Annotated in this window: 17 protein-coding genes; 7 read left to right on the top strand and 10 right to left on the bottom strand. The window is 69.6% G+C overall.

The features are described from left to right. Positions 1-1,428 (bottom strand): ice-binding family protein, encoded by a 1,428-nt coding sequence (locus tag AC0ZLC_RS04750; RefSeq protein ID WP_476750584.1) that lies wholly within the window; start codon positions 1,426-1,428, stop codon positions 1-3. A gap of 589 nt (positions 1,429-2,017) precedes the next feature. On the opposite strand from AC0ZLC_RS04750, the gene AC0ZLC_RS04745 reads away from it, so the two are divergent. Both AC0ZLC_RS04745 and AC0ZLC_RS04740 read left to right on the top strand, forming a co-directional pair. Continuing rightward, positions 2,018-3,250 (top strand): NAD(P)/FAD-dependent oxidoreductase, encoded by a 1,233-nt coding sequence (locus tag AC0ZLC_RS04745; RefSeq protein ID WP_476750583.1) that lies wholly within the window; start codon positions 2,018-2,020, stop codon positions 3,248-3,250. Positions 3,251-3,512: 262 nt separating this feature from the next. Beyond that, positions 3,513-4,409, top strand: a complete 897-nt coding sequence (locus AC0ZLC_RS04740) for an RNA polymerase sigma-70 factor (RefSeq protein ID WP_476750582.1) — start codon at positions 3,513-3,515, stop codon at positions 4,407-4,409. A 134-nt stretch (positions 4,410-4,543) separates the two neighbouring features. On the opposite strand, the gene AC0ZLC_RS04735 is transcribed toward AC0ZLC_RS04740, so the two are convergent. The 3 genes from AC0ZLC_RS04735 to AC0ZLC_RS04725 form a co-directional block, all read right to left on the bottom strand. Then, positions 4,544-5,389: a carbohydrate ABC transporter permease gene (locus AC0ZLC_RS04735; RefSeq protein WP_476750581.1), complete on the bottom strand. Its 846-nt coding sequence runs from the start codon at positions 5,387-5,389 to the stop codon at positions 4,544-4,546. Further along, complete coding sequence (locus AC0ZLC_RS04730) at positions 5,386-6,357, bottom strand: carbohydrate ABC transporter permease (RefSeq protein ID WP_476750580.1); 972 nt, start codon at positions 6,355-6,357, stop codon at positions 5,386-5,388. Before AC0ZLC_RS04730 ends, AC0ZLC_RS04735 begins: the two co-directional genes overlap by 4 nt. 100 nt (positions 6,358-6,457) lie before the next feature. Next, complete coding sequence (locus AC0ZLC_RS04725; protein WP_476750579.1) at positions 6,458-7,777, bottom strand: ABC transporter substrate-binding protein; 1,320 nt, start codon at positions 7,775-7,777, stop codon at positions 6,458-6,460. Between the two features lie 268 nt (positions 7,778-8,045). On the opposite strand from AC0ZLC_RS04725, the gene AC0ZLC_RS04720 reads away from it, so the two are divergent. Together AC0ZLC_RS04720 and AC0ZLC_RS04715 are read left to right on the top strand one after the other, a co-directional pair. Continuing rightward, positions 8,046-10,448, top strand: a complete 2,403-nt coding sequence (locus AC0ZLC_RS04720; protein WP_476750578.1) for a glycoside hydrolase family 2 protein — start codon at positions 8,046-8,048, stop codon at positions 10,446-10,448. Next, complete coding sequence (locus AC0ZLC_RS04715) at positions 10,445-11,482, top strand: LacI family DNA-binding transcriptional regulator (RefSeq protein ID WP_476750577.1); 1,038 nt, start codon at positions 10,445-10,447, stop codon at positions 11,480-11,482. Before AC0ZLC_RS04720 ends, AC0ZLC_RS04715 begins: the two co-directional genes overlap by 4 nt. Positions 11,483-11,641: 159 nt before the next feature. On the opposite strand, the gene AC0ZLC_RS04710 is transcribed toward AC0ZLC_RS04715, so the two are convergent. Continuing rightward, entirely contained in the window at positions 11,642-12,973 is a 1,332-nt protein-coding gene (locus AC0ZLC_RS04710; protein WP_476750576.1) for a cellulase family glycosylhydrolase, read from the bottom strand. A 662-nt stretch (positions 12,974-13,635) separates the two neighbouring features. Between AC0ZLC_RS04710 and AC0ZLC_RS04705 the strand changes: the two genes are divergently transcribed. After that, positions 13,636-14,229, top strand: a complete 594-nt coding sequence (locus AC0ZLC_RS04705; RefSeq protein WP_476750575.1) for an ArsR/SmtB family transcription factor — start codon at positions 13,636-13,638, stop codon at positions 14,227-14,229. A gap of 33 nt (positions 14,230-14,262) precedes the next feature. Continuing rightward, entirely contained in the window at positions 14,263-15,624 is a 1,362-nt protein-coding gene (locus AC0ZLC_RS04700) for an MFS transporter (RefSeq protein ID WP_476750574.1), read from the top strand. 107 nt (positions 15,625-15,731) lie between these two features. Here the strand turns inward: AC0ZLC_RS04700 and AC0ZLC_RS04695 are convergent, their stop codons facing one another. Both AC0ZLC_RS04695 and AC0ZLC_RS04690 read right to left on the bottom strand, forming a co-directional pair. Further along, complete coding sequence (locus AC0ZLC_RS04695) at positions 15,732-16,781, bottom strand: ROK family protein (RefSeq protein WP_476750745.1); 1,050 nt, start codon at positions 16,779-16,781, stop codon at positions 15,732-15,734. 108 nt (positions 16,782-16,889) lie between these two features. Beyond that, positions 16,890-17,291, bottom strand: a complete 402-nt coding sequence (locus tag AC0ZLC_RS04690; protein WP_476750744.1) for a glycoside hydrolase family 15 protein — start codon at positions 17,289-17,291, stop codon at positions 16,890-16,892. Between the two features lie 63 nt (positions 17,292-17,354). Here AC0ZLC_RS04690 and AC0ZLC_RS04685 point away from each other — a divergent pair, with 63 nt between their 5' ends. Continuing rightward, positions 17,355-17,804 (top strand): spore-associated protein, encoded by a 450-nt coding sequence (locus AC0ZLC_RS04685; protein WP_476750573.1) that lies wholly within the window; start codon positions 17,355-17,357, stop codon positions 17,802-17,804. 232 nt (positions 17,805-18,036) lie between these two features. Here the strand turns inward: AC0ZLC_RS04685 and AC0ZLC_RS04680 are convergent, their stop codons facing one another. The 3 genes from AC0ZLC_RS04680 to AC0ZLC_RS04670 all read right to left on the bottom strand — a co-directional run bounded on the left by AC0ZLC_RS04680 (position 18,037) and on the right by AC0ZLC_RS04670 (position 19,333). Beyond that, positions 18,037-18,330: a hypothetical protein gene (locus AC0ZLC_RS04680; protein WP_476750572.1), complete on the bottom strand. Its 294-nt coding sequence runs from the start codon at positions 18,328-18,330 to the stop codon at positions 18,037-18,039. A gap of 111 nt (positions 18,331-18,441) precedes the next feature. Further along, complete coding sequence (locus AC0ZLC_RS04675; protein ID WP_476750571.1) at positions 18,442-18,630, bottom strand: hypothetical protein; 189 nt, start codon at positions 18,628-18,630, stop codon at positions 18,442-18,444. Positions 18,631-18,778: 148 nt separating this feature from the next. Then, positions 18,779-19,333: a GlcG/HbpS family heme-binding protein gene (locus tag AC0ZLC_RS04670; protein WP_476750570.1), complete on the bottom strand. Its 555-nt coding sequence runs from the start codon at positions 19,331-19,333 to the stop codon at positions 18,779-18,781. Positions 19,334-19,584 lie beyond the last annotated feature (251 nt).

Raw genomic sequence — 19,584 nt, 5'->3', positions numbered from 1 at the left:
CTAACCCTCGAACTTGCCCGCGGCCATGGGCCACTCGCCCTTGCCCGAAGCCATGGGCCACTCGCCCTTGCCCGGAGCCATGGGCCACTCGCCGTACCCGCCGTGCACCTGGGACTTGTCGTATCCCTCGTGGCCGTGACCCGGCTTGCTTCCGTGACCCGGCTTGCTTCCGTGACCGCCACCGTAGTCACCACCGCCGTGGCCGCCACCGTGGCCGCCACCGGTGTGACCGTCACCGTGACCGCCGCCCGGGTAACCACCACCGTGATCGCCACCGTGTCCACCACCCGTGTGGCCGCCGCCCGTTGCACCGCCGGTCGTTGCACCGCCGGTGGTCGCACCGCCGGTGGTCGCACCGCCCGGAGTACCGCCGGTGGTCGCACCGCCGGTGGTCGCACCGCCCGGAGTACCGCCGGTGGTGCCGCCCATTGCGCCACCGACCGCGCCGCCCGTGGGAGTGCCGCCCGTCGTACCGCCGGTCGTACCAGCCGTACCGCCGGTCGTACCAGCCGTCGTGGCGCCGGTCGTACCGGCAGTCGTGCCGGCGGTCGTACCGGCCGTCGTGCCGCCGGTCGTACCGGCCGTCGTACCGCCGGTCGTACCGGCCGTCGTACCGGCCGTCGTGCCGGCGGTGGTGCCGGCGGTGGTCGTCCCTGTCGTGGTGCCGGTGGTCGTGCCGGATGTGGTGCCGCCGGCGCAGGTTGGGCGGGTGATCCTGTTCGTGTCCAGGGTGACCGACCCCTCACGCGCCAGCGCCCGGCCGTCGATGCTCGCTCGGGTGTTGGCACTGATCGAGGTCAGGGCCATGATGGTGCCGATGAACGTCGAGTCGGTGCCGAGGGTCGCCGAACTGCCGACCTCCCAGAACACGTTGCACGCCTGCGCGCCGTTGATGAGGGCGACGTTGCTGCCGGACGCCGTCGTCAGCCCCGAGCCGACCTGGAAGATCCAGACAGCGTTGGGGTCGCCCTGTGCGTCGAGGGTGAGGGTGCCGGTGAGACCCAGCGTGGAAGAGGCGGTGTAGACGCCGGGTACCAGCGTCAGCCCTCCGGCGTCCGGCGGGAGTGCCCCGTTCGAGGCCTGGCCCGCGGCATCGTTGTACGCCGCCACCAGATCGGACTTGGCCTGGAGCGCGACAGCGTCCGCGGCGTGCATGACCCCGTTCACGATTCCCGGCGGGAACCCGGTGATCGCCGTGCCGGGGCTGACACCGACATCGCCGGTGATCACCGAGGGCCCGGTGTTGGTGACCGATTGACCTGCCAGCACCGCGAAGCTTTCTGCCGTGCCCAGCGGTACGGGAGTGGCGGCGAACGCCGGGGCCGGTGCCACGACGACCAGTGCTGCGGAAACAGCCGTGGCGAAAGCCGCCGTGAGCCAGGAGGAGACAGTACGGCGTCGTGCGACATCGGGAGATCTGGACTTCATACGAAACCGATTTTCTGTGCGAAAGCGGCGGCTCCGAGACCGTTCACGGTTTCCCGGAAGCCCTCATTGCGTCGTCCGCACATTACTCACCAAAACACCGCAGAACGCGGGACACACAGGGCTAGCTAAACTTCGCAAAAGGTATTTATTGCAGGCTATAGGAATTGAATCGAATAAGAATTCGCAGGTCTTGATTTCGATTCAGCGTGGTGCAGAATGGTTTCTTGTATGGCAGGACAGCATCCTACAGAAAGGATTCTTTTGCATTCCTCAGTCGCGGCGCAGCCGGGCGGGACGAGCCCATGGGGGTCCCTCGCCCGTAATGCCTCCAGCGAGGGACAAGTCCCGGAACGAAGACGGAAGGACGAGTGATCCTTTTCTGTTGGAGTGATGGCCTGGAAGCTCCCTGCCACCTCGGATGAATCCTTTCGCCTACCGTCTCACCGGGCCCGAAACCGACCCGACCGTACCGAGAGAGGGCGCGCAGCCGCGTCCCGTCCACGTACGACGTGATCTGCTTCACACGCTGTCACAGCGTCCCGAAGCGCGGTGTCTCAAGGCCGAACGCACTCGGAATGAAGGAGACACCATGGCTGAGAAGACCGAAGTCGTCGTGATCGGCGGCGGATACGCCGGCGTCCTCGCCGCCAACCGCTTCACGCAGCGGGACGACATCACGGTGACGCTGATCAACCCGCGACCGTCCTTCGTCCACCGGATCCGCCTGCACCAGCTGGTCGGCGGGTCCGACAGCGCGGTCGTCGACTACCGCGAGGTCCTGGCCGAGGGCGTCGGCCTGCTCGTGGACACCGTGACACGGATCGCCGCCTCGGAGCGCCGCGTAACGCTGGCGACGGGTGGCACGGTCGGCTACGACTACCTGGTCTACGCGGTGGGCAGCGGCAGTGCCGACCCGGGCGTCCCCGGAGCGTCCGAGTTCGCGTACCCCATCGCCGGCCTGGAGGACGCGCAGCGTCTGCGGCCTGTTCTCGACGCGGCACCGGTGACGGCCGCGGTCACCGTGGTCGGAGCCGGTCCGACCGGCATCGAGACCGCAGCCGAGCTGGCGGAGCAGGGCCGCCGGGTGACCCTGGTGTGCGGCGGCGTGCTCGGTCCGTACCTGCACCCGCGGGGACGGCGTTCGGTCGCCAGGCGCCTCGACAGGCTCGGCGTGACGGTGCTCGACGGCACCGGCACGAAGGTGACAGCCGTGACTCGCGATGCCGTGGAGCTCGGCGGGGGCCGCACCCTGCCGAGCGCGGTGACCATCTGGACCGCCGGATTCGGCGTGCCGGACCTGGCCGTCCGCAGCGGGCTGAGCACCGACGCCCTGGGCCGTCTGCTGACTGACGAGACGCTGACCAGCGTGGACGACATGCGCATCGTCGCGGCCGGGGACTCGGCGGCGCCGTCGGGCCTGCCGCTGCGGATGAGCTGCCAGGCCGCGCTCCCGCTGGGGGCACGGGCCGCGGACACGGTGCTGGCCCGGATCGCCGGTGAGCAGCCCGCTCCCCTGAATCAGGTGTTCGCCGGTCAGTGCATCAGTCTGGGCCGAGGCGCGGGCATCTTCCAGTTCGCCCGCCGCGACGACGTCGCACGGCCGTTCCACATCGCCGGCCGGCCTGGCGCGAAGATCAAGGAGTACGTGTGCAAGGGCGTCGTCAAGTATCTCGTCGACGAGGCGGGCAAGCCCGGTTCGTACGGCTTGCACCGCGTCTCGGGAGGTACGCAGCGAAACCAGCTGCTGGAAGCCAGGAACGGCGGGTTGCCGGCCGGTCCTCAGCAAAGGCCCGAGGCAGAGGCACGCGTCGATTCGGTCTGAGAGAGCGGATCCGGAGCGCAGGTCGTGCGGTGACACCCCTCTCACGGGGTGCCGCTGCACGCACGCGTTCCTCAGCGGCCGCTCAGGCGGTGGATCATCATCGGCCTGCGTGTCACAGTCGTACGCCGGGTGGTGTCTCCTCCTCGGCCGCGCCGGACAGGCGGGGCACGGCGAACGGCTGTTGGCGGACAGGCCCCTTGTTGTGCATACGCGCTCGGAAATTCCCGGCAGGAAGGCCGAGGCGACGGAAGGATGCCGAGACATGAGTAACCACCCCACCGACCCGGCGACCGAGGCGTTCGTCGCCCACCGCAACCTGCTCTTCACCGTCGCGTACGAGATGCTCGGGTCGGCGGCCGACGCGGAAGACGTCCTCCAGGAGACCTGGCTGCGCTGGGTCGGGGTCGATCTGGAGCAGGTGCGCGACCAACGGGCCTATCTGGTGCGGATCACGACCCGGCAGTCCCTCAACCGGCTGCGCACCCTGCGGCGTCGCAGGGAGGCGTACGTCGGGCAGTGGCTGCCCGAGCCGATGCTCACCACGCCGGACGTGGCCGAGGACGTCGAACTCGCCGAGAGCGTCTCCATGGCGATGATGCTCGTCCTGGAGAGACTCTCGCCGACCGAGCGGGCGGTGTTCGTGCTGCGCGAGGTCTTCGAGGTGGGCTACGACGAGATCGCCGAGGCCGTCGGCAAGACCCCGGCTGCCGTGCGCCAGATCGCACACCGCGCCCGGCGGCACGTCGATGCCCGCCGCCCCTCCAAGGTGACCTCACAGCGTCAGGCCCGGGCGGTTCTGGAGTCGTTCCAGCGTGCGCTCGAGACCGGGAACCCGCAGGACCTCCTCGACGTGCTCGCCCCCGAGGTCGTCCTCGTGAGCGATGGGGGTGGCATCAAGCGGGCCGCGCTGCGGCCGGTCGTCGGCGCCGAGAAGGTGGTCCGCTTCTACCTCGGCGGCATCAGCAAGACCAAGGGCACGATCACGTGTGACCCCACCGTGGTCAACGGCAACCCGGCACTCGTCGTACGCCTGGACGGGGAACTCGACGGCATCATGGGGATCCGCGTCGAGGACGACCGCATCACGAGCCTGTACTACGTCCGCAACCCGGAGAAGCTGACCCGCGTCGAGTCCGAGACCCGGCTCACCCTGCGATGAAGCGGAGGACGCGCACCCGCGGGCGTGGCCCGCGGATCAGCCGAGGCTGCCGGACCGGTGGACCAGAACCCTCGTGGTCCGGAAGGCCGTGAGTGAGCTCGGCTCCGCGGCGGTGGCCGCGGAGCCGGCGGGTGTCACTTGGTCGCGCCCTGAGCGAAGCCGTTGTAGATGTAGCGCTGGAGGAAGAGGAACACCAGCAGGGTCGGGACGATCACCAGGATGGTGCCGGCCGAGATGTCCTCCCAGTGCGCCCCGAAGGGTCCCTTGAAGCGGAACAGGGCGGTCGAGATGGTGCCGAGCTCCTCCGAGGGCATGTAGAGGAAGGGGATGTAGAAGTCGTTGTAGACGGTGATCCCCTTGATGATCACGACCGTGGCGATCGCCGGCTTCAGCAGCGGCAGGATGATCTTCCAGTAGATGGTGAACGCGTTGGCCCCGTCGAGGCGGGCGGCCTCGTCCAGGGAGACCGGAATGCCCCGGATGAACTGCAGGAAGATGTAGATCGAGACGATGTCCGTCCCCATGTACAGCAGGACCGGCGCCCAGAGACTGTTGAACAGGCCGAAGCTGTTGACCACTTGGAAGGTGGCGACCTGGGTGGTGACGCCGGGGACCAGGGTGGCGATCAGGAACAGCGCCATGACCGGCTTCTTCGCCCGGAACGCGAAGCGGTCGATCGCGTACGCCGTCATCGACCCGATGAGGACCGTTCCGGTGATGGAGAAGAGCAGGATGAACGCGGTGTTGCCGAAGGCGGACAGCATCTTGCCGTCGGTGAACGCCGTCGCGTAGTTGCCGAAGTTGAGCCAGTCACCCGGCAGCGTCAGGGCGCCGCCGTCGGTGACCTCCTTGGAGGTCTTGAGCGAGGTGAGGAAGACGACGACGAGCGGCACCAGGATGACCAGTGACGCGACGATCAGCGACAGGTAGGTCAGGGCCGGTGCGATCCGGCGTCGGCGGGCGGGCAGGGACGTGGTCATACGAGGTCCACCTTCTCGTCGGGCACGAGGCGGCGCTGGATCCAGGTGATCAGCAGGATGATCAGCAGCAGGACGACGGCGGCGGCCGACGCCAGGCCCGTCTTGTTGAACTGGAAGGCGAGCTTGACCGTCTGGATGACGAAGGTCGAGGTGCCGGTCGCGCCGCCGGTCATGATGTAGGGGATCTCGAACACCGACAGGGACCCGGAGATCGCCAGGATGACGCTGAGACTGAGCACCGGCCGGATGCTCGGGGCGATGAGGTGGCGGAACTGCTGCCACCGGGTGGCTCCGTCCAGTTGCGCCGCCTCGTACTGCTCGGCGGGGATCGACTGGATCGCGCCGAGGAACAGTACGAAGTTGAGCCCGGTGTAGCGCCACACGGACACGCCGGCGAGCGAGGTGTTCGCCGACTCGGGGTCACCGAGCCACGCGTGGTCGGATCCGGCGCCGAACCAGGACAGCACCGAGTCCAGCGTGCCGCCGTCCTGGAAGAAGTAGAGGAAGACGAACCCGATGGCCACGCCGTTGATGAGGTACGGGAAGAACAGGATTCCCTTGAAGAGGTTCCGGAAGCGCAGGTCGAAGCTGAGGACGGTCGCGAAGTACAGGGCGGCCACGATCTGCACGGCGGAGGCGGCGAGGTAGTAGAAGCTGACGAAGAACACCCGGAACAGTTCGGGCCGGGTGAAGAGCTGCCGGTAGTTGTCGAAGCCCGTGACGTTCCGGTCGGGACTGACGCCGTCCCAGTCGGTGAAGCTGTAATAGATCATGTTGCCCACGGGCACGTAGGTGAACGTGACCAGCAGGATCAGGGGGAACGCGAGGAAGAGCCACGGGGTGAGGCGGCGCAGCAGGGGGCCGCTTCGCAGGCTGCCACCCGGAGTAGCGGGGCGGCGTGCCGTCCTGCGGGGTGGGGCGGCGGTGCGCGGCACCTTCGCGGGCGCCGTGTCGGTCGTCTCGGTCATGTCGGGCCTTTCGTCGTCCGCTGATCTGCGACGGGCGGTCGGCCCCGTCCGCCGGTCCGGACGGGGCCGTGGCTGCTTGGCGGCAGGGGCAGGCTGACGGTCAGGAGCCCGCGGCTTCGGCCGCCTCGTTCCAGCGCTTGTCGAGGTCCGCGAAGAAGTCGTCGAGATCGCCCTTCTGGGCACCACGAGCGAGGTCGACCAGCTTCTGGCGGTAGTCCGGCTTGTTCAGGCCTATCTCCGCCGCGTTGTCGATGGTGTTCACGTCGCCGGTCTCGGCCTCCGAGCGCTCCAGGAAGGTGACATCGTTGTCAACGAAGTCCTTCAGTGTGCCGGGCATGGCAGCGGACTTCAGTGCAGGGACAGCGCCTTCCTTCGCCGAGAAGCCGGACTTCTCCGTGAACCAGTCGATCCAGGCCCGCGCCGCCGCCCTGTCGTCGGAGTGGATGTTGACCGCCTGCTGGTAGTCGGAGGCGAGCACGGCGCAGTACTTGCCGTCCTTCTGGGCCGGGAAGGGCATGAAGCCGATGTCGTCGGGGTCGGCCCCGGCCTTCCGGGCGGCGTCTCGCATCTGCGTGATGGCCCAGGATCCCAACTGCATGCTGGCGACCTTGCCTTGGGCGATCATCCCCTTGGACGCCTCCCAGTTGGTGGTGTTGGGGTCCTTCTCGGACAGGCCGCCCTTGACGATGTCGTGGAGGAGCGAGTCGATCGTGTGCAGTTCACCGCCCCGCTTCCACGGGGAGACCGGGCCGGCGAGCTTGTCGTTGGCCTTGGCGTCACAGGTGACCGAGCCGATGCTGTTGCTCCAGGCGGTCAGCGGCCAGCCGTCCTTGAAGTTCGTGTAGTACGGCACCGCGTCCGTCCGGGATTTGATCGCCTTCAGGTCGTCGTAGAACTCCCGCGGCGTGGTGGGCCACTCGGTGACGCCGGCCTTCTTCCAAACGGCCTTGTTGTAGAGGAAGCCGTTGGCGGTGCCGAAGGTGGTGATGCCGTAGACCTTGCCGCCGACCTCCGTCTTGTCGCTGAAGCGGTACCTGCCGCCCAGGTCCGCGGCGCTGCCCAGCGGAGCGAAGAACTTCGGGTAGTCGTTCTTGGCGATGGCGGCCGGGATCATCAGGACGTCACCGTAGTCCTCGGTGTTCATCCGGATCTTGACCTCGCCCTCGTAGTCGGTGAGGGCCTCGAACTTCACCTTCACCTTGGGGTAGGTCTTGTTGAACTCGGCGGCGTACTTGTCCATCGTCCCGTTCTGGACGAGGTCGGTCCGGTGTGTGAGGACCTTGATGGTGCCCGCTGCGTCGGCGGGGTCGGCGGGCGCCTTCGCCGTCTCACCGGAGGCCGCGCCCTGACCGCTGCATCCCGCGACGGTCAGGACCGTGACGGCCAGAAGCGCTCCCGTGAGCGTCTTCTTGTTCCCCATGTGCCCAGCTCCTTCAAGTGTGCGGCTCAGCTCTGCGGGTGGGATGTCGGCACTATGTCAGCCGTGGGTTAACCGGTAAAGCTAAGATTTCCAGCACGATGCTTAATCGTTACCAGGCAGTGCCCAAATCCCAGACACCGCAACGGTCAGGCCAGGACTTACGAGTGCCGAGAAGGACTAGACCGGTTTATGGACAGGACCTGATCAGCGGGTTAGGTTGTCGCCGTTGTCCATCCACCAGCCTGAGTCAGGCGATTGGAGCCGCACCATGAAGGACGTCACCCAGCTCACCGAGGGCTGGAGCCTGCGCCATGACGAGGAACTTCTGGAGGCCGCGGTGCCAGGCTGCGTCCACACCGACCTGCTGACCGCCGGGGTCATCCCCGACCCCTTCATCGGCCACAACGAGACCGACCTCGCCTGGGTGGGGCGTCGTGCCTGGACGTACACGCGCCCCCTCGCACACGCCACCGGGCACGAGCGGACCGATCTGGTCTTCGACGGCCTGGACACCGCCGCGGACATCACCCTGGACGGCCGGCCGCTCGGGACGACCCGCAACATGCACCGGCGCCACCGGTTCGACGTCACGGGCCGCACCGGGGAACTGGAGGTCCGTTTCGCCTCCGCCTACGACGAGGCCGCGGCCGTGCGGGCCGTCACCGGAGAGCGGCCCAACGTCTATCCGGAACCGTCGCAGTACATACGCAAGATGGCCTGCAACTTCGGCTGGGACTGGGGGCCGACGCTGGTGACGGCGGGTATCTGGCGGCCGGTGCGGCTGGAACACTGGTCCACCGCCCGCATCGACGACGTGCGCCCCGTGGTCACCGTCGACCAGGGCGGCGGCCGGGTCGACGTGCACCTCGGTGTGGAGCGGACGGTGCGGGGGCAGGGGCGCGCGCTGCGCGTCGAGGCCCGGGTGGCCGGCGCCCATGCCGAGGCCGTCCTCACGGGTGACGAGGTGACGCTGCGGCTGGAGGTGTCCGGCCCGCGCCTGTGGTGGCCCCGCGGCTACGGCGAACAGCCCCTGTACGACCTCCACATCGCCCTCAGCGACGACGAGGGGCGCCCCCTCGACGCCTGGGAACGGCGGATCGGCTTCCGGACGGTCGAGCTCGACCGCTCGGCCGACGAACACGGCACCGGCTTCACCCTGGTCGTCAACGGCGTACGGATCTTCGCCCGCGGCGTCAACTGGATCCCCGACGACGCCTTCCCCTCCCGGGTGACCCCCGAGCGCTACCGGACCCGGCTCACCCAGGCCGCCCAAGCGAACATCGATCTGGTGCGGGTGTGGGGCGGCGGCATCTACGAGGACGACGCCTTCTACGACGTCTGCGACGAACTGGGCCTGATGGTCTGGCAGGACTTCCTCTTCGCCTGCTCCGCCTACCCCGAGGAACAGCCGCTGCGCGGAGAGGTCGAGGCGGAAGCCCGTGACAACGTTGTCCGGCTCATGTCGCACGCCTCCCTCGTGCTGTGGAACGGCAACAACGAGAACCTTTGGGGCTTTCGCGACTGGGACTGGGAGGGCGCGCTCGCCGGCGACTCCTGGGGTGAGGGCTACTACCTGGGGCTGCTCCCCCGGATCGTCGCCGAACTCGACCCGACCCGCCCCTACACCGCGGGCAGCCCCTGGTCCGGATCCTGGGACCACCACCCCAACGACCCGGCGCACGGCACCCATCACTCCTGGGAGGTGTGGAACCGCCAGGACTACGCCGAGTACCGCGCGAGCGTGCCCCGGTTCGTCGCGGAGTTCGGCTGGCAGGCACCGCCCGCGCAGGCCACCCTGCGCCGCGCCCTGCCCGGCGAGCGGCTCGCCCCCGACTCCCCCGGCATGCTCCACCACCAGAAGGCCGAGGACGGCAACGGCAAGCTCGACCGGGGGGTGGCACGCCACTTCCCGCTGCCCGAGGGCGACTTCGACCGCTGGCACTACCTGACCCAGCTCGTCCAGGCCCGGGCCGTCGCGGCGGGGATCGAGCACTGGCGCTCGCACTGGCCCGTCTGCGCCGGCACGGTCGTCTGGCAGCTGAACGACTGCTGGCCCGTCACCTCATGGGCCGCGATCGACGGTGACGGCCGCCTCAAACCGCTGTACCACGAGTTGCGTCGCGTCTACGCCGACCGCCTCCTGACCGTGCAGCCGGACGCGGACGGTCTCGTCCTCGCCGCGGTCAACCAGTCCGCCACACCCTGGCGGACGGCGGTGACACTGCGGCGCTGCGCGGCGGACGGGACACTGCTCCGCGAGAGCGTCCTCGACGTAGCGGCCGCTCCCCGTTCGGTCGTCAGGCTCCCGGTGCCGCGGGAGGTCGCCCCTGCCGAGCGGTCCGCCAAGGAGTTCCTGGTCGCCGACGCCGATGGGCTCCGCGCGCTCCATTTCCCCGTCGCGGACAAGGACTTCGCCTGCCCCCGGCCCGCTTACGAAGTCGGAGTCGAGCCGGTGGAGGGGCGGGAGGATAGAGTCGATGTCGTGGTGACCGCCCGTACCCTCGTCCGAGACCTGCTGCTCCAGCCCGACCGGCTCGGCCCGGCCGCCGTCTGTGACCGCGGCCCACAGACCCTGTTGCCCGGCGAGCGCACACGCATCCGGGTCACCGGCTGCGGTCCCGTCGGCGAGCAGGACGTCAGGGCCGCCCTGTACTGCGTGGACGTCACATGAGCGGCTCGGCGGAGCGGGTCACGATCAAGGACGTCGCCGCCCGCGCGGGAGTGTCCAAGGGGGCGGTGTCGCTCGCGTTCAACCACAAGCCGGGCGTCTCGGCGGCCACCCGCGAACGGATCTTCGAGGCGGCCCGGGAACTGGGCTGGGCCCCCAGCGCCACCGCGCGCAGCCTGTCCAACCAGCGGGTGGACATCGTCGGGCTGGCCCTGTGCCGGCCGGCGCGGCTGCTCGGCCTCGAACCCTTCTACATGGAGTTCATCTCCGGCATCGAGAGCGTCCTGGCGGAGCGGTCCTGTTCGCTGCTCCTGCGCCTGGTGCGGGACCTCGACGAGGAGATCGCTCTCTACAAGGCCTGGTGGGGCGGCCGGATGATCGCCGGGGCGATCCTGGTGGACTTCCGTGAGAACGATCCCCGGCTGCCGTCGCTGCAGGGCACCGGTCTGCCCGCCGTCGCGGTCGGCCATCCCTCCCTGACCGGGCCCTTCCCGGCGGTGTGGACCGACGACGCCTCGGCGGTCGCCGAAGCCGTCCGCTATCTGGCGGCTCTCGGCCATCGCAGGATCGCCCGGGTCGGCGGTCCTGCCGACCTCGGCCACAGCGCCATCCGGGCACGCGCGTTCGCGTCCACGACCCGTGAACTCGGGCTGGAGGCGGCCCGCCAGATCGCGACGGGCTTCGACGAGAAGGAGGGCGCCCGCGCCACCCGCTCGCTGCTGCTCGCCGCGGACCGCCCCACCGCCATCGTCTACGACAACGACATCATGGCCGTCGCGGGCGCGGGCGTCGCGGCCGAGATGGGGTTCTCGGTTCCCGACGACCTGTCGCTGATCGCCTGGGACGACTCCCAGCTGTGCCGGATCACCCATCCGACGCTGTCGGCGATGAGCCACGATGTGCACCACTTCGGCGCCGAGGTGGCGCGGGTCCTGTTCGATGTCATCAACGGGACGCACAGCGGTGCGCATCAGGCGCCGACACCCACGCTGACGCCAAGGGGATCCACCGCCAGGGCGCCGGAGGCCGGCTCGTAGCCGGGGGGCGCACGCCGTGGCGGCCGCGACCGCCACGGTGCCTACGGGAAACGCACGCGGCACCGCGCCCGCGGGAATCCACGCAGAACCGAGACGACCTGAGCAACGTATGCAGGGCCGCGCCCACGGGGGATGCGGCCCTGCGCACGTGCACGTCCGTCAATTCTTCGCGCAACCGCTGCCGTTGAGGGCGAAGGAGGCGGGGACCCCGTTGTTTCCGGTGGAGGAGCCGTTGAAGCCGAAGGTCACTGAGCCGCCGGCGGGGATCGTCTCGGTCCAGGACTCGTTGGTGGCGCGCACCTGACTGCCGTCCTGGGTCGTACGGGCGTTCCAGGCGGAGTTGACCTTCTGCTGCCCGGGGAAGGCGAAGTCGAGGCGCCAGCCCTTGACCGCCGTGGTGCCGGTGTTGCGTATGGTCACGTCCGCGTTGAACGAGTTGCCCCAGTCGCTGAGCCGGTAGCTGACGGCGCAGCTGCCGTCCGCTGGACCGGAGGCGAAGACGCTGGCCTCCCGCGAGGTCTGCTTGATGCCGTTGGCGCCCTCGAAGAGACGTCGGCCCCAGGCGGAAAGCCGGGAGGCGTCGAAGTCGGTGGCCAGGTCGAGGTATTCGACTCCGCCGCCGTTGCCGCTCCAGGACCAGCCGAGGTACCCCACGGCCTGCCGCTGGGACGCGGCCATGATGGCGTCCTCGTCGGGGTCGCCGTCCGAGTGGGCATTGCCGAACTCGCCGACGACAAGGGGGAGATGCTGTGAAGTAAACCGGTTCAGGTAGTCGTTCACCTCACTTGCGGTGTCGAAGACTCCGTACATGTGGATCGAGAACACCGTGTTGCGGTCGGGATCGCCGGCGAACACCTTTGCGGCGTTGTCCCGCATGGTGAACGCCCAGTCCTGGCCCCAGTTGGGTGCGTCGGCCATGAGTGTGTGGTCGAAGCCGGCGTCACGCATACGCTTGATGGCGTTCTGCGTGTCCGAAGTCCACGCGGTGTAGCCGGAATTGCCGTGGGGCTCGTTTCCCAGGTTGAGGATGACGTACTTCTCCTGGCCCTTCAGTACGTCCTGAATGCTCAGCCAGTAGTCCACGGCGCGGGGCAGCGACACCGCACCGGCCTGCTCCCCGTATCCCGTGGTGTCGTGCGCCTCGAGAACGCAGACCAGGCGGTTCTGTTTGCACTGGGTGACGACCGCGGCGACGTCGGCTGCGTCGTTCTTGGTCCAGCGGTCTCCCGTGGCCAGGACCACCCGCACCGAGTTGGCGCCCAGCGCCTTGATGTCCTTCAGCGCCTGCGGGGTCCTGGTGGGGTACCAGGCGTGGGCGTGGTTCACGCCGCGCAGGACGAAGTCCTTGCCGTTCGCGTCCAGCAGGCGGCCGTCACTGACGTGGAATCCCTGTTCCGCCTGTGATTGCGCGTGCGCGGTGGACGGGACGGCCAGCAGCGAGGCCGCGATGGCCAGCAGCGCTCCCGCCGCGGTGGCCAGTCTTCTTCTCATTGTCGCTCCCAAGGTGGTCGCTCGTGCCGGCCGCGTCCGAGACGTGTTCGGTCCGCGCGGCATGGCCGTTCGGTGCAGGGCTGTTCTTCCGGCTCGCCCGTCCGGCCCGGCGGGGCGCGGACACGCTCATTCCCCGTTCCTGGCTTATGGCGAGCCCGGTGAGGAAGTGTGCGGGCCGGTGGAATCCCGCTGCCCGGGGATGCGGTGTGCGGCTCACACCGGACAGCGGGACGGCAAGCCGTCGCCGAAGGCCACCACTTGTTTCCGTGACCGGGGGTGGGGGGTGGTGAGGAATGCCTTCGCAGCGGCTGGGAGAGAGGCTAGAAGGAGACTTCCACGAGAGCAACCGTTGAAGCCAAACCGGTTAAGTTTAGCTCTAGTTCAGTTGTCGGGAGCGATATCGGGGCTGATCGGATGCCTTCCGACCGGGGCACGGGTCTTCTCGGATCGGCGCGGTCGTCGAGCACATGGCTGGGCGGGGGGCAGGTGCGGGTCGGGTCTGCGCGGCAGCGCGACGGATGCGGGTGCCCCAACTGGCCCCCCGTGGGCCGGCCGGGGCGCCCCGACCGCCGCGCATGCCCTTTCGCGGGCCGACCGCGGCGAAGCCGGCCGACTCTGAAGCAGTTATTGCGCAATTTTCGCTTCATACCTACGGTTGCGGCATGCGACCGAAGCGCGAGCCCGAACAGATCACTGACCTGTCACGGTTGAGGGCATTCATGATCCCGTTGCGGATGCAGCTGTACCGGCTGCTGTACGCCGCGGGCACCGCGACCGCCTCCCAGCTCGCCGAGCACGTCGGCGAGACCCCGTCGCTGGTCAGTTACCACCTGCGCAAGCTGGCCGATCACGGCTTCGTGTCCCAGACGAGCGGTCAGGGCACCGACGGCCGCGAGCGGTGGTGGCAGGTGGCGTCCGAGGAAGGCTGGGGTTTCCGCGACTCCGACTTCGCGGGCACGCCCGAAGGGGCCGCCGCGGTCGGTGCGGTGACCCGGGGCATCTTCGACACCCGTGTCGCGCAGTACCGCGCGTATCTCGACCAGAAGTCAGCCTGGGGCACGGCATGGTCCGACGCGTCCTTCAGCTCCGAGTGGCTGCTCGACCTCACCCCCACCGAACTCGCCGAGATGGGCCACGAACTGGAGGCGCTCGCTCGGCGTTGGCGTGAGCGCGGCAAGGCCGCGAAGAAGGCCGGCGACACCGAGGACCGTGAGCACGTGTCGGTGCACCTCTACGGCTTCCCCTTCCGGCCCTGACCCTGCCGCACCCCCGACATGTCGGAGTCCTCGATGGCCACAGCACGGACAGTCGCACCCGAACGCGTCGGCGCACCGGCCCACCGAGACGGCAACGTGCTGCGCTGGCTGGCCGCGTACACCGTCTCCCTCGTCGGTGACAGCGTCTACTTCGTCGCCCTGGGATGGTCCGCGCAGAAGGCCGCCGGTCCCAGTGAAGTCGGGCTCGTCATGGCCGCCGGGGCGCTGCCGCGGGCGTTACTCATGCTCGGCGGGGGCGTGGTGGCCGACCGGTTCGACCCCCGGCGGGTGATGCTCGGCAGTGACACCGTGCGCTGTCTGCTGATCCTGACGGCCGCCATGTGCATCGCGGTGTCGGCGCCGGCTCTGTGGATCCTGATCACGGTGGCGCTCGTCTTCGGCGCCGTGGACGCGCTGTTCGTACCCGCTGTCGGCGCCCTCCCGCCGCACATCACCACCCCGGACCAGCTGGCCCGGGTCACCGGCATGCGCTCGCTGTCGACGCGCCTCGCCCAGATCGCGGGCCCGCCGATCGGCGGCCTGGCCATGGGGCTCGGTGGCCCATCGGCCGCTTTCAGCGTCGCGGGACTGCTCTTCTCACTGTCCTTGCCGCTCCTGCTCACGATACGAATGCGCTCCCTGGGGCCGCGTGACGAGAAGCGTCAGGCATCCGGCACCGCCCGGCAGGAACTGCTCGACGGCCTGCGCTACATCCGTCGCCACAGGCTCATCGGCCCGCTCATCGCTGCCGGTGCCGTCTGCGAGCTCGGCCTCGTCAGCACCTTCAACGTCGGCTTGCTGCTCCTCAACGCCGAACGCGGCTGGGGCCCTTCCGGCTACGGATGGATCGTCTGCAGCTTCAGTGCCGGCGCAGCGGCGAGTGCCGCGCTGCTCGCCGTCACCGGTTGGCTGCCGCGGGCCGGACTGATGCTGGCCGGGACGCTGTTGGCAGGCTGTACGGGGGCGGCTGCCATCGGCCTGGTGCCGGCCCTTTGGCACGCCGTGCTCCTGGCCGCGGTCATCGGGCTGTGTGCGGGCATCTTCGGCAGCCTGGACAACGCGCTCATACAGACTGCGGCGGACCCGGCCTATCTCGGCCGGATCACTTCGATCGTCATGCTCACCATGGTCGGTCTCGCGCCCCTCGGCTATCCGCTGGTCGGCGCCGCCATCGGGGTCTGGGGCGCCGGCCCGGTGTTCGTCGGCTGCGGAACCTTCGGCGGATTCGGCGTCGTGATCGTCCTCACCTCGGACGCGGTGCGGCACGCCGAACTGCCACGGCAACGCCCGAACGATCGCCTGAGCGTGCCAACTACAGCAGCGGCCTCAAGCGATGAGACGGGCGCGTCCTGCGCGAGCGACGTCCCCGGTGTTTGTGTCGAACAGCGCCGGTGACTCACTCTCGGTGCGGGACGGCGTGACGGCAGTGCGGGTCTGCGGGCGTCGCCGGTGACACAACCGCCATGTGCCTGCTCCCAGGCGTAGTTCATCCGTCGAAGTGGTCAGGTCGTCGACCTTGTGCCGTATCCGGCGTGACCGACGGCCTTTTCGCTTCCGCAGGCGCGGCCTTCCCGGAATTGCGGGCCGCCCGTTTCCGCGGCGGCCGTCCCCGGCTCGCCCCACGTGGCACCTGCTGCTGCCGCCGCCGCGCCGATCAGGCCTGCGTCCAGGGCCAGTTCGGCGGGCACGATCGGCACGTCCCGGGCGAAGTCGAGGACCGCGTACTCCGACATCCACCGGCGCAACGGTGCGAACAGCGTGTCGCCGGCCTGCGCCACTCCCCCGCCTATGACCACGAGGTCGAGTTCGACCAGGGCGGCCGTCGCGGCGATGGCCGCCGCCAGCGCCTGCGCCGCCCGTTCGTACGCCGCCTGCGCGAGGGCGTCACCCTCCCGGGCCGCCGCTGCGACGGCAGCGGCGGTCGGCGCGACCCCGGCGGGTGGTGTCCAGCCCGTCGCGAGGGCGTGCGCCGCGATCGCCGTGCCGCTGGCCAGCCGTTCCACGCAACCCCGGCTGCCGCAAGGGCACTTGGGCCCGTTCAGGTCGACCGAGATGTGGCCGATGTGACCGGCGTTGCCCGACCGCCCCGCATGCAGCCGCCCGTCGAGGACCAGCCCACCGCCGACGCCGGTCGAGATCACCATGCACAGGGCGTTGTCCACACCGCGAGCAGCACCCAGCCAGTGTTCTGCGGCGGTCATGGCGACGGCGTCCCCGATCAGCACCGGGGTCGTGTGGGCGGGCACACATGGGTGTGAGCGGACTCTGTCGACCAGCGGATAGCCGCGCCAGCCGGGGATGTTGACGGGGCTCACGGTTCCGGCGGCCGTGTCGACGGGGCCCGCGCTCGCCATGCCCAGGCAGGTGAGGGCTCGCCAAGCCGGGTGCCCGGCCAGCTCGTCCAGCACCGTCGTGACCGCGTCCATCAGGGTCTCGGCCGACTCGCCTGCCGGCGTGGGCCGTTGCGCACGAGCCAGCAGCCGGCCCTGCGGGTCCACGAGCGCCCCGGCGATCTTCGTACCGCCGATGTCGAGTGCTCCGTACGCGACCATCACGTCAGCCCTTCCCTGAGTGGAGCCGGAATCCGCATTCCGGGGAAGGACACTCTGCCCGGATGCTGACAACGTTGTCCAGAGGCGATACGCCTGTTGAGTATGTGTTTAGTCAAATTCGGTACCAGGACTCATTGCTAGCTGCAAGCGGCACGAAAACCGGTTCAGCCCCGTCGTTCCGCACTGCGCCGACACCGCCGGGCCGCCGGGCGAGGTGGCCTGGTGGATGGCCCAAGCGGCGTCCACCGGGCCTGTGTGACTGAAGGCCTGCGGGAAGTTGCCGAGGAGGTCCCCGCCGGACGGGTCGACCTCCTCGGCCAGGAGCCCCGCGTCGTTGGCGCAGTCCGTCGCGCGTTCGAAGAGGTCACTGGCCGCTCTAGGTGTGACCGGCCAGCGCGAGCGCCTGGGCCAGCCAGGGAGAGGGGCCAGGTTCCCCGGCGGGCCGCCAACCGGTCGCCACGCGGGTGCGAGTGATCGTTTTCCGGTGTTTTGCGAAGAGGCTACAACCATCCGGATGTCTCGCAGGTCACACCAGACAGGAGCAAGCAACTCCTTCGGTTACAAGGGGGAAATATGCGATTCACCCGTTCCGCTCTGGGCGCCGCGGCGTTGGCGGCTCTGTCCCTGGGAGCCACGACCGCGTTGGCGGCACCCGCCTCCGCCGCACCCAACACGACACCGCAGAAGATCTGTGGAAGCAGCTACCGCACCGTGAACTCGGCGGCCATCGGCTCGCTCGGCACGGTCTACCTCACGTACAACGCCTCGAACGGCAAGAACTGCGTAGCCACCATCCGCAACAACCCGGGCACCGTCAAGGAGATGTCGGCCTGGGTCTACATTCCCGCCACCGAGCAGGGGGACGAGGACTACGGGCAGTACACCTCGTACGCCGGACCGACCTACGTCTACGGCAAGGGCTACTGCGTCGACTGGGGCGGCCACATCGCCAACGTCTACGTCCAGGTGAGCGGCTCCAACTGCGCCGCTCTGAAGGAACACCGGGTCACCTCGACCCGCTGACCGGCACCCGTGCCGCACCGGCCGCGCCGGATGTCGTAGTGATGTGCTCGCCCCGGCGGAACTCGCGCGGTTCCGCCGGGGCGCGTGCGCGTGGCGCTTTCGCCGGGGCGCGCGCGTGGGACGGCTCGTGGAGCCGTGGGACGCGTGGGAGCAACTGGTGGGCGTGGGACGCGCGGTGTGGCATGCCGAGCCCCGACTGCGGGACCGGGTGACGAGCGGGCGGCCCCCGGACTCAGGCGCTCGCGTGGCGGCCGGCCGCCATCCCGCGCGCACCGGCGTGACGGCCGTTCGCCCCCGCACGCTGGGTCCCCTGACGCCACAGCCACAGGGACGTCACGGACAACAGCCCGGCGAAGACCGCGACGAAGAGGACGGACACCCACATCTGCCGGCTCCCGGGATGCTCCCGTCCGAGCCAGACCGCCGACACCGCCCACAGAAGGGCGCCCGCCGCATAGAACATGCGGATCCGGCGCAGCTGGCGCATCGCCCGCAGGGGAATGGGGTGATCGTTCTTCGTTGCCATGCGGCCCGTGTACCCACAAATTCGTCGTCCAGCGGACCGCGAACGAAGAGGCGTGAAAACGGGGGTGCGGCAGTCGTTCCCGCGCCCGGAGAGCCGCGCGGTGGCCGGTTCTCAGCCCGAGTGATCGCGGCGGCCCTCGAAGTCCCGCCGCACCACGGCGCCTTGGTCCTCGACCAGGCCCGCGTCATTGGGCAGGTGCAGCACCTTGCCGCAGCGCTCGCACAGGCTCCCGTTCTCGGCAGGGGTACCGCAAGCCTTGCAGAACCGGTTGACCTGCTCGCCTTCACTCTTCTGCGTCACGGCGTCTCCCTCGCGTCAGTGAACTGTGCAGAACGCCGCCTACCCGCCCCACTCGCACTGATTCACGTCCCGCTCCGATCCGGGGGCGGCCGCACGCCGTCTTCGACGGCCCGCGGCGGCCCGGGCCGGCTCAGTCCCCCGGGCTGACTCAGCGCCCCAGCGCCGCCACTCCCGCCGCGGCGAACTTCTCGTCCAGGGCTCCGGACGGCGCGCCCGCGACACCGACGCCCGCGACCGGGGCCCCCTTGACGGCGACCGGCGCGCCGCCGGCCAGGAACAGCGTGCCGGGGATGTCCTTCAGGTTCGGCGTCTGCTTCAGGCGCTCGGCGAGCTGTGAGGTGGGCGCGTTCCAGGCGACGGCCGTGTACGCCTTGCGCTGCGCGGACTCGTAGGACTGCGGGCCGGCGCCGTCGCCGCGAAGGGTGACGACGGTGTTGCCGTTGCGGTCGACGACCGCGACGGTGACCTTCTGGTTCTCCTTCTCGGCGGCGTCGAGGGCGGCCTGCGCGGCCTCGGCCGCGGCGTCCACCGTGAGATGGCTGGACGAGACGGTGCCGCCGTTCCTCACGTCCGTCGCGGGGGCGGTGCCGGTGGAGGCGGGCGCCGAGGCGTTCGCGGACACCGTGCCGAAGGCGAGGGCGGCGACGGCGGCGATCACGGCGCCGCCGGTGGCGACGCGGGCGCGGCGGGAAGGCTTCTTCATGGGATCGACTCCTGGTGGTGACGGTGGTTCGCTTCTTCCGCTCTCCAGCCTGGCGCCGCCCGGGATCCATGACCGTCGTCGTTTCGGCGGGTCCCGGCGTGCCGATCGGTCGACCCCGGGGTCGACCGATCGGATGACCCGTGGGTGGCCGGAGCTGGCGACAATGGGAACGTTCGGGCAGGCGGGAGCGGTGAAGGAGGTGGACGGCATGGACGCGGGCACGGACCGGACGTCCGCCGGGGAGGCGGGCA

It is taken from the genome of Streptomyces sp. GLSS-08 (assembly GCF_056387915.1).
The sequence above is the reverse complement of the archived record's forward strand: the minus strand, read 5'-3'. Positions and strand labels throughout refer to the sequence as shown.

Coding starts and splice junctions, on each gene's coding strand:
- AC0ZLC_RS04750 (WP_476750584.1), bottom strand. CDS start 1,428: ATGAAGTCCAGATCTCCCGATGTCGCACGACGCCGTACTGTCTCCTCC.
- AC0ZLC_RS04745 (WP_476750583.1), top strand. CDS start 2,018: ATGGCTGAGAAGACCGAAGTCGTCGTGATCGGCGGCGGATACGCCGGC.
- AC0ZLC_RS04740 (WP_476750582.1), top strand. CDS start 3,513: ATGAGTAACCACCCCACCGACCCGGCGACCGAGGCGTTCGTCGCCCAC.
- AC0ZLC_RS04735 (WP_476750581.1), bottom strand. CDS start 5,389: ATGACCACGTCCCTGCCCGCCCGCCGACGCCGGATCGCACCGGCCCTG.
- AC0ZLC_RS04730 (WP_476750580.1), bottom strand. CDS start 6,357: ATGACCGAGACGACCGACACGGCGCCCGCGAAGGTGCCGCGCACCGCC.
- AC0ZLC_RS04725 (WP_476750579.1), bottom strand. CDS start 7,777: ATGGGGAACAAGAAGACGCTCACGGGAGCGCTTCTGGCCGTCACGGTC.
- AC0ZLC_RS04720 (WP_476750578.1), top strand. CDS start 8,046: ATGAAGGACGTCACCCAGCTCACCGAGGGCTGGAGCCTGCGCCATGAC.
- AC0ZLC_RS04715 (WP_476750577.1), top strand. CDS start 10,445: ATGAGCGGCTCGGCGGAGCGGGTCACGATCAAGGACGTCGCCGCCCGC.
- AC0ZLC_RS04710 (WP_476750576.1), bottom strand. CDS start 12,973: ATGAGAAGAAGACTGGCCACCGCGGCGGGAGCGCTGCTGGCCATCGCG.
- AC0ZLC_RS04705 (WP_476750575.1), top strand. CDS start 13,636: ATGCGACCGAAGCGCGAGCCCGAACAGATCACTGACCTGTCACGGTTG.
- AC0ZLC_RS04700 (WP_476750574.1), top strand. CDS start 14,263: ATGGCCACAGCACGGACAGTCGCACCCGAACGCGTCGGCGCACCGGCC.
- AC0ZLC_RS04695 (WP_476750745.1), bottom strand. CDS start 16,781: ATGGTCGCGTACGGAGCACTCGACATCGGCGGTACGAAGATCGCCGGG.
- AC0ZLC_RS04690 (WP_476750744.1), bottom strand. CDS start 17,291: ATGGTTGTAGCCTCTTCGCAAAACACCGGAAAACGATCACTCGCACCC.
- AC0ZLC_RS04685 (WP_476750573.1), top strand. CDS start 17,355: ATGCGATTCACCCGTTCCGCTCTGGGCGCCGCGGCGTTGGCGGCTCTG.
- AC0ZLC_RS04680 (WP_476750572.1), bottom strand. CDS start 18,330: ATGGCAACGAAGAACGATCACCCCATTCCCCTGCGGGCGATGCGCCAG.
- AC0ZLC_RS04670 (WP_476750570.1), bottom strand. CDS start 19,333: ATGAAGAAGCCTTCCCGCCGCGCCCGCGTCGCCACCGGCGGCGCCGTG.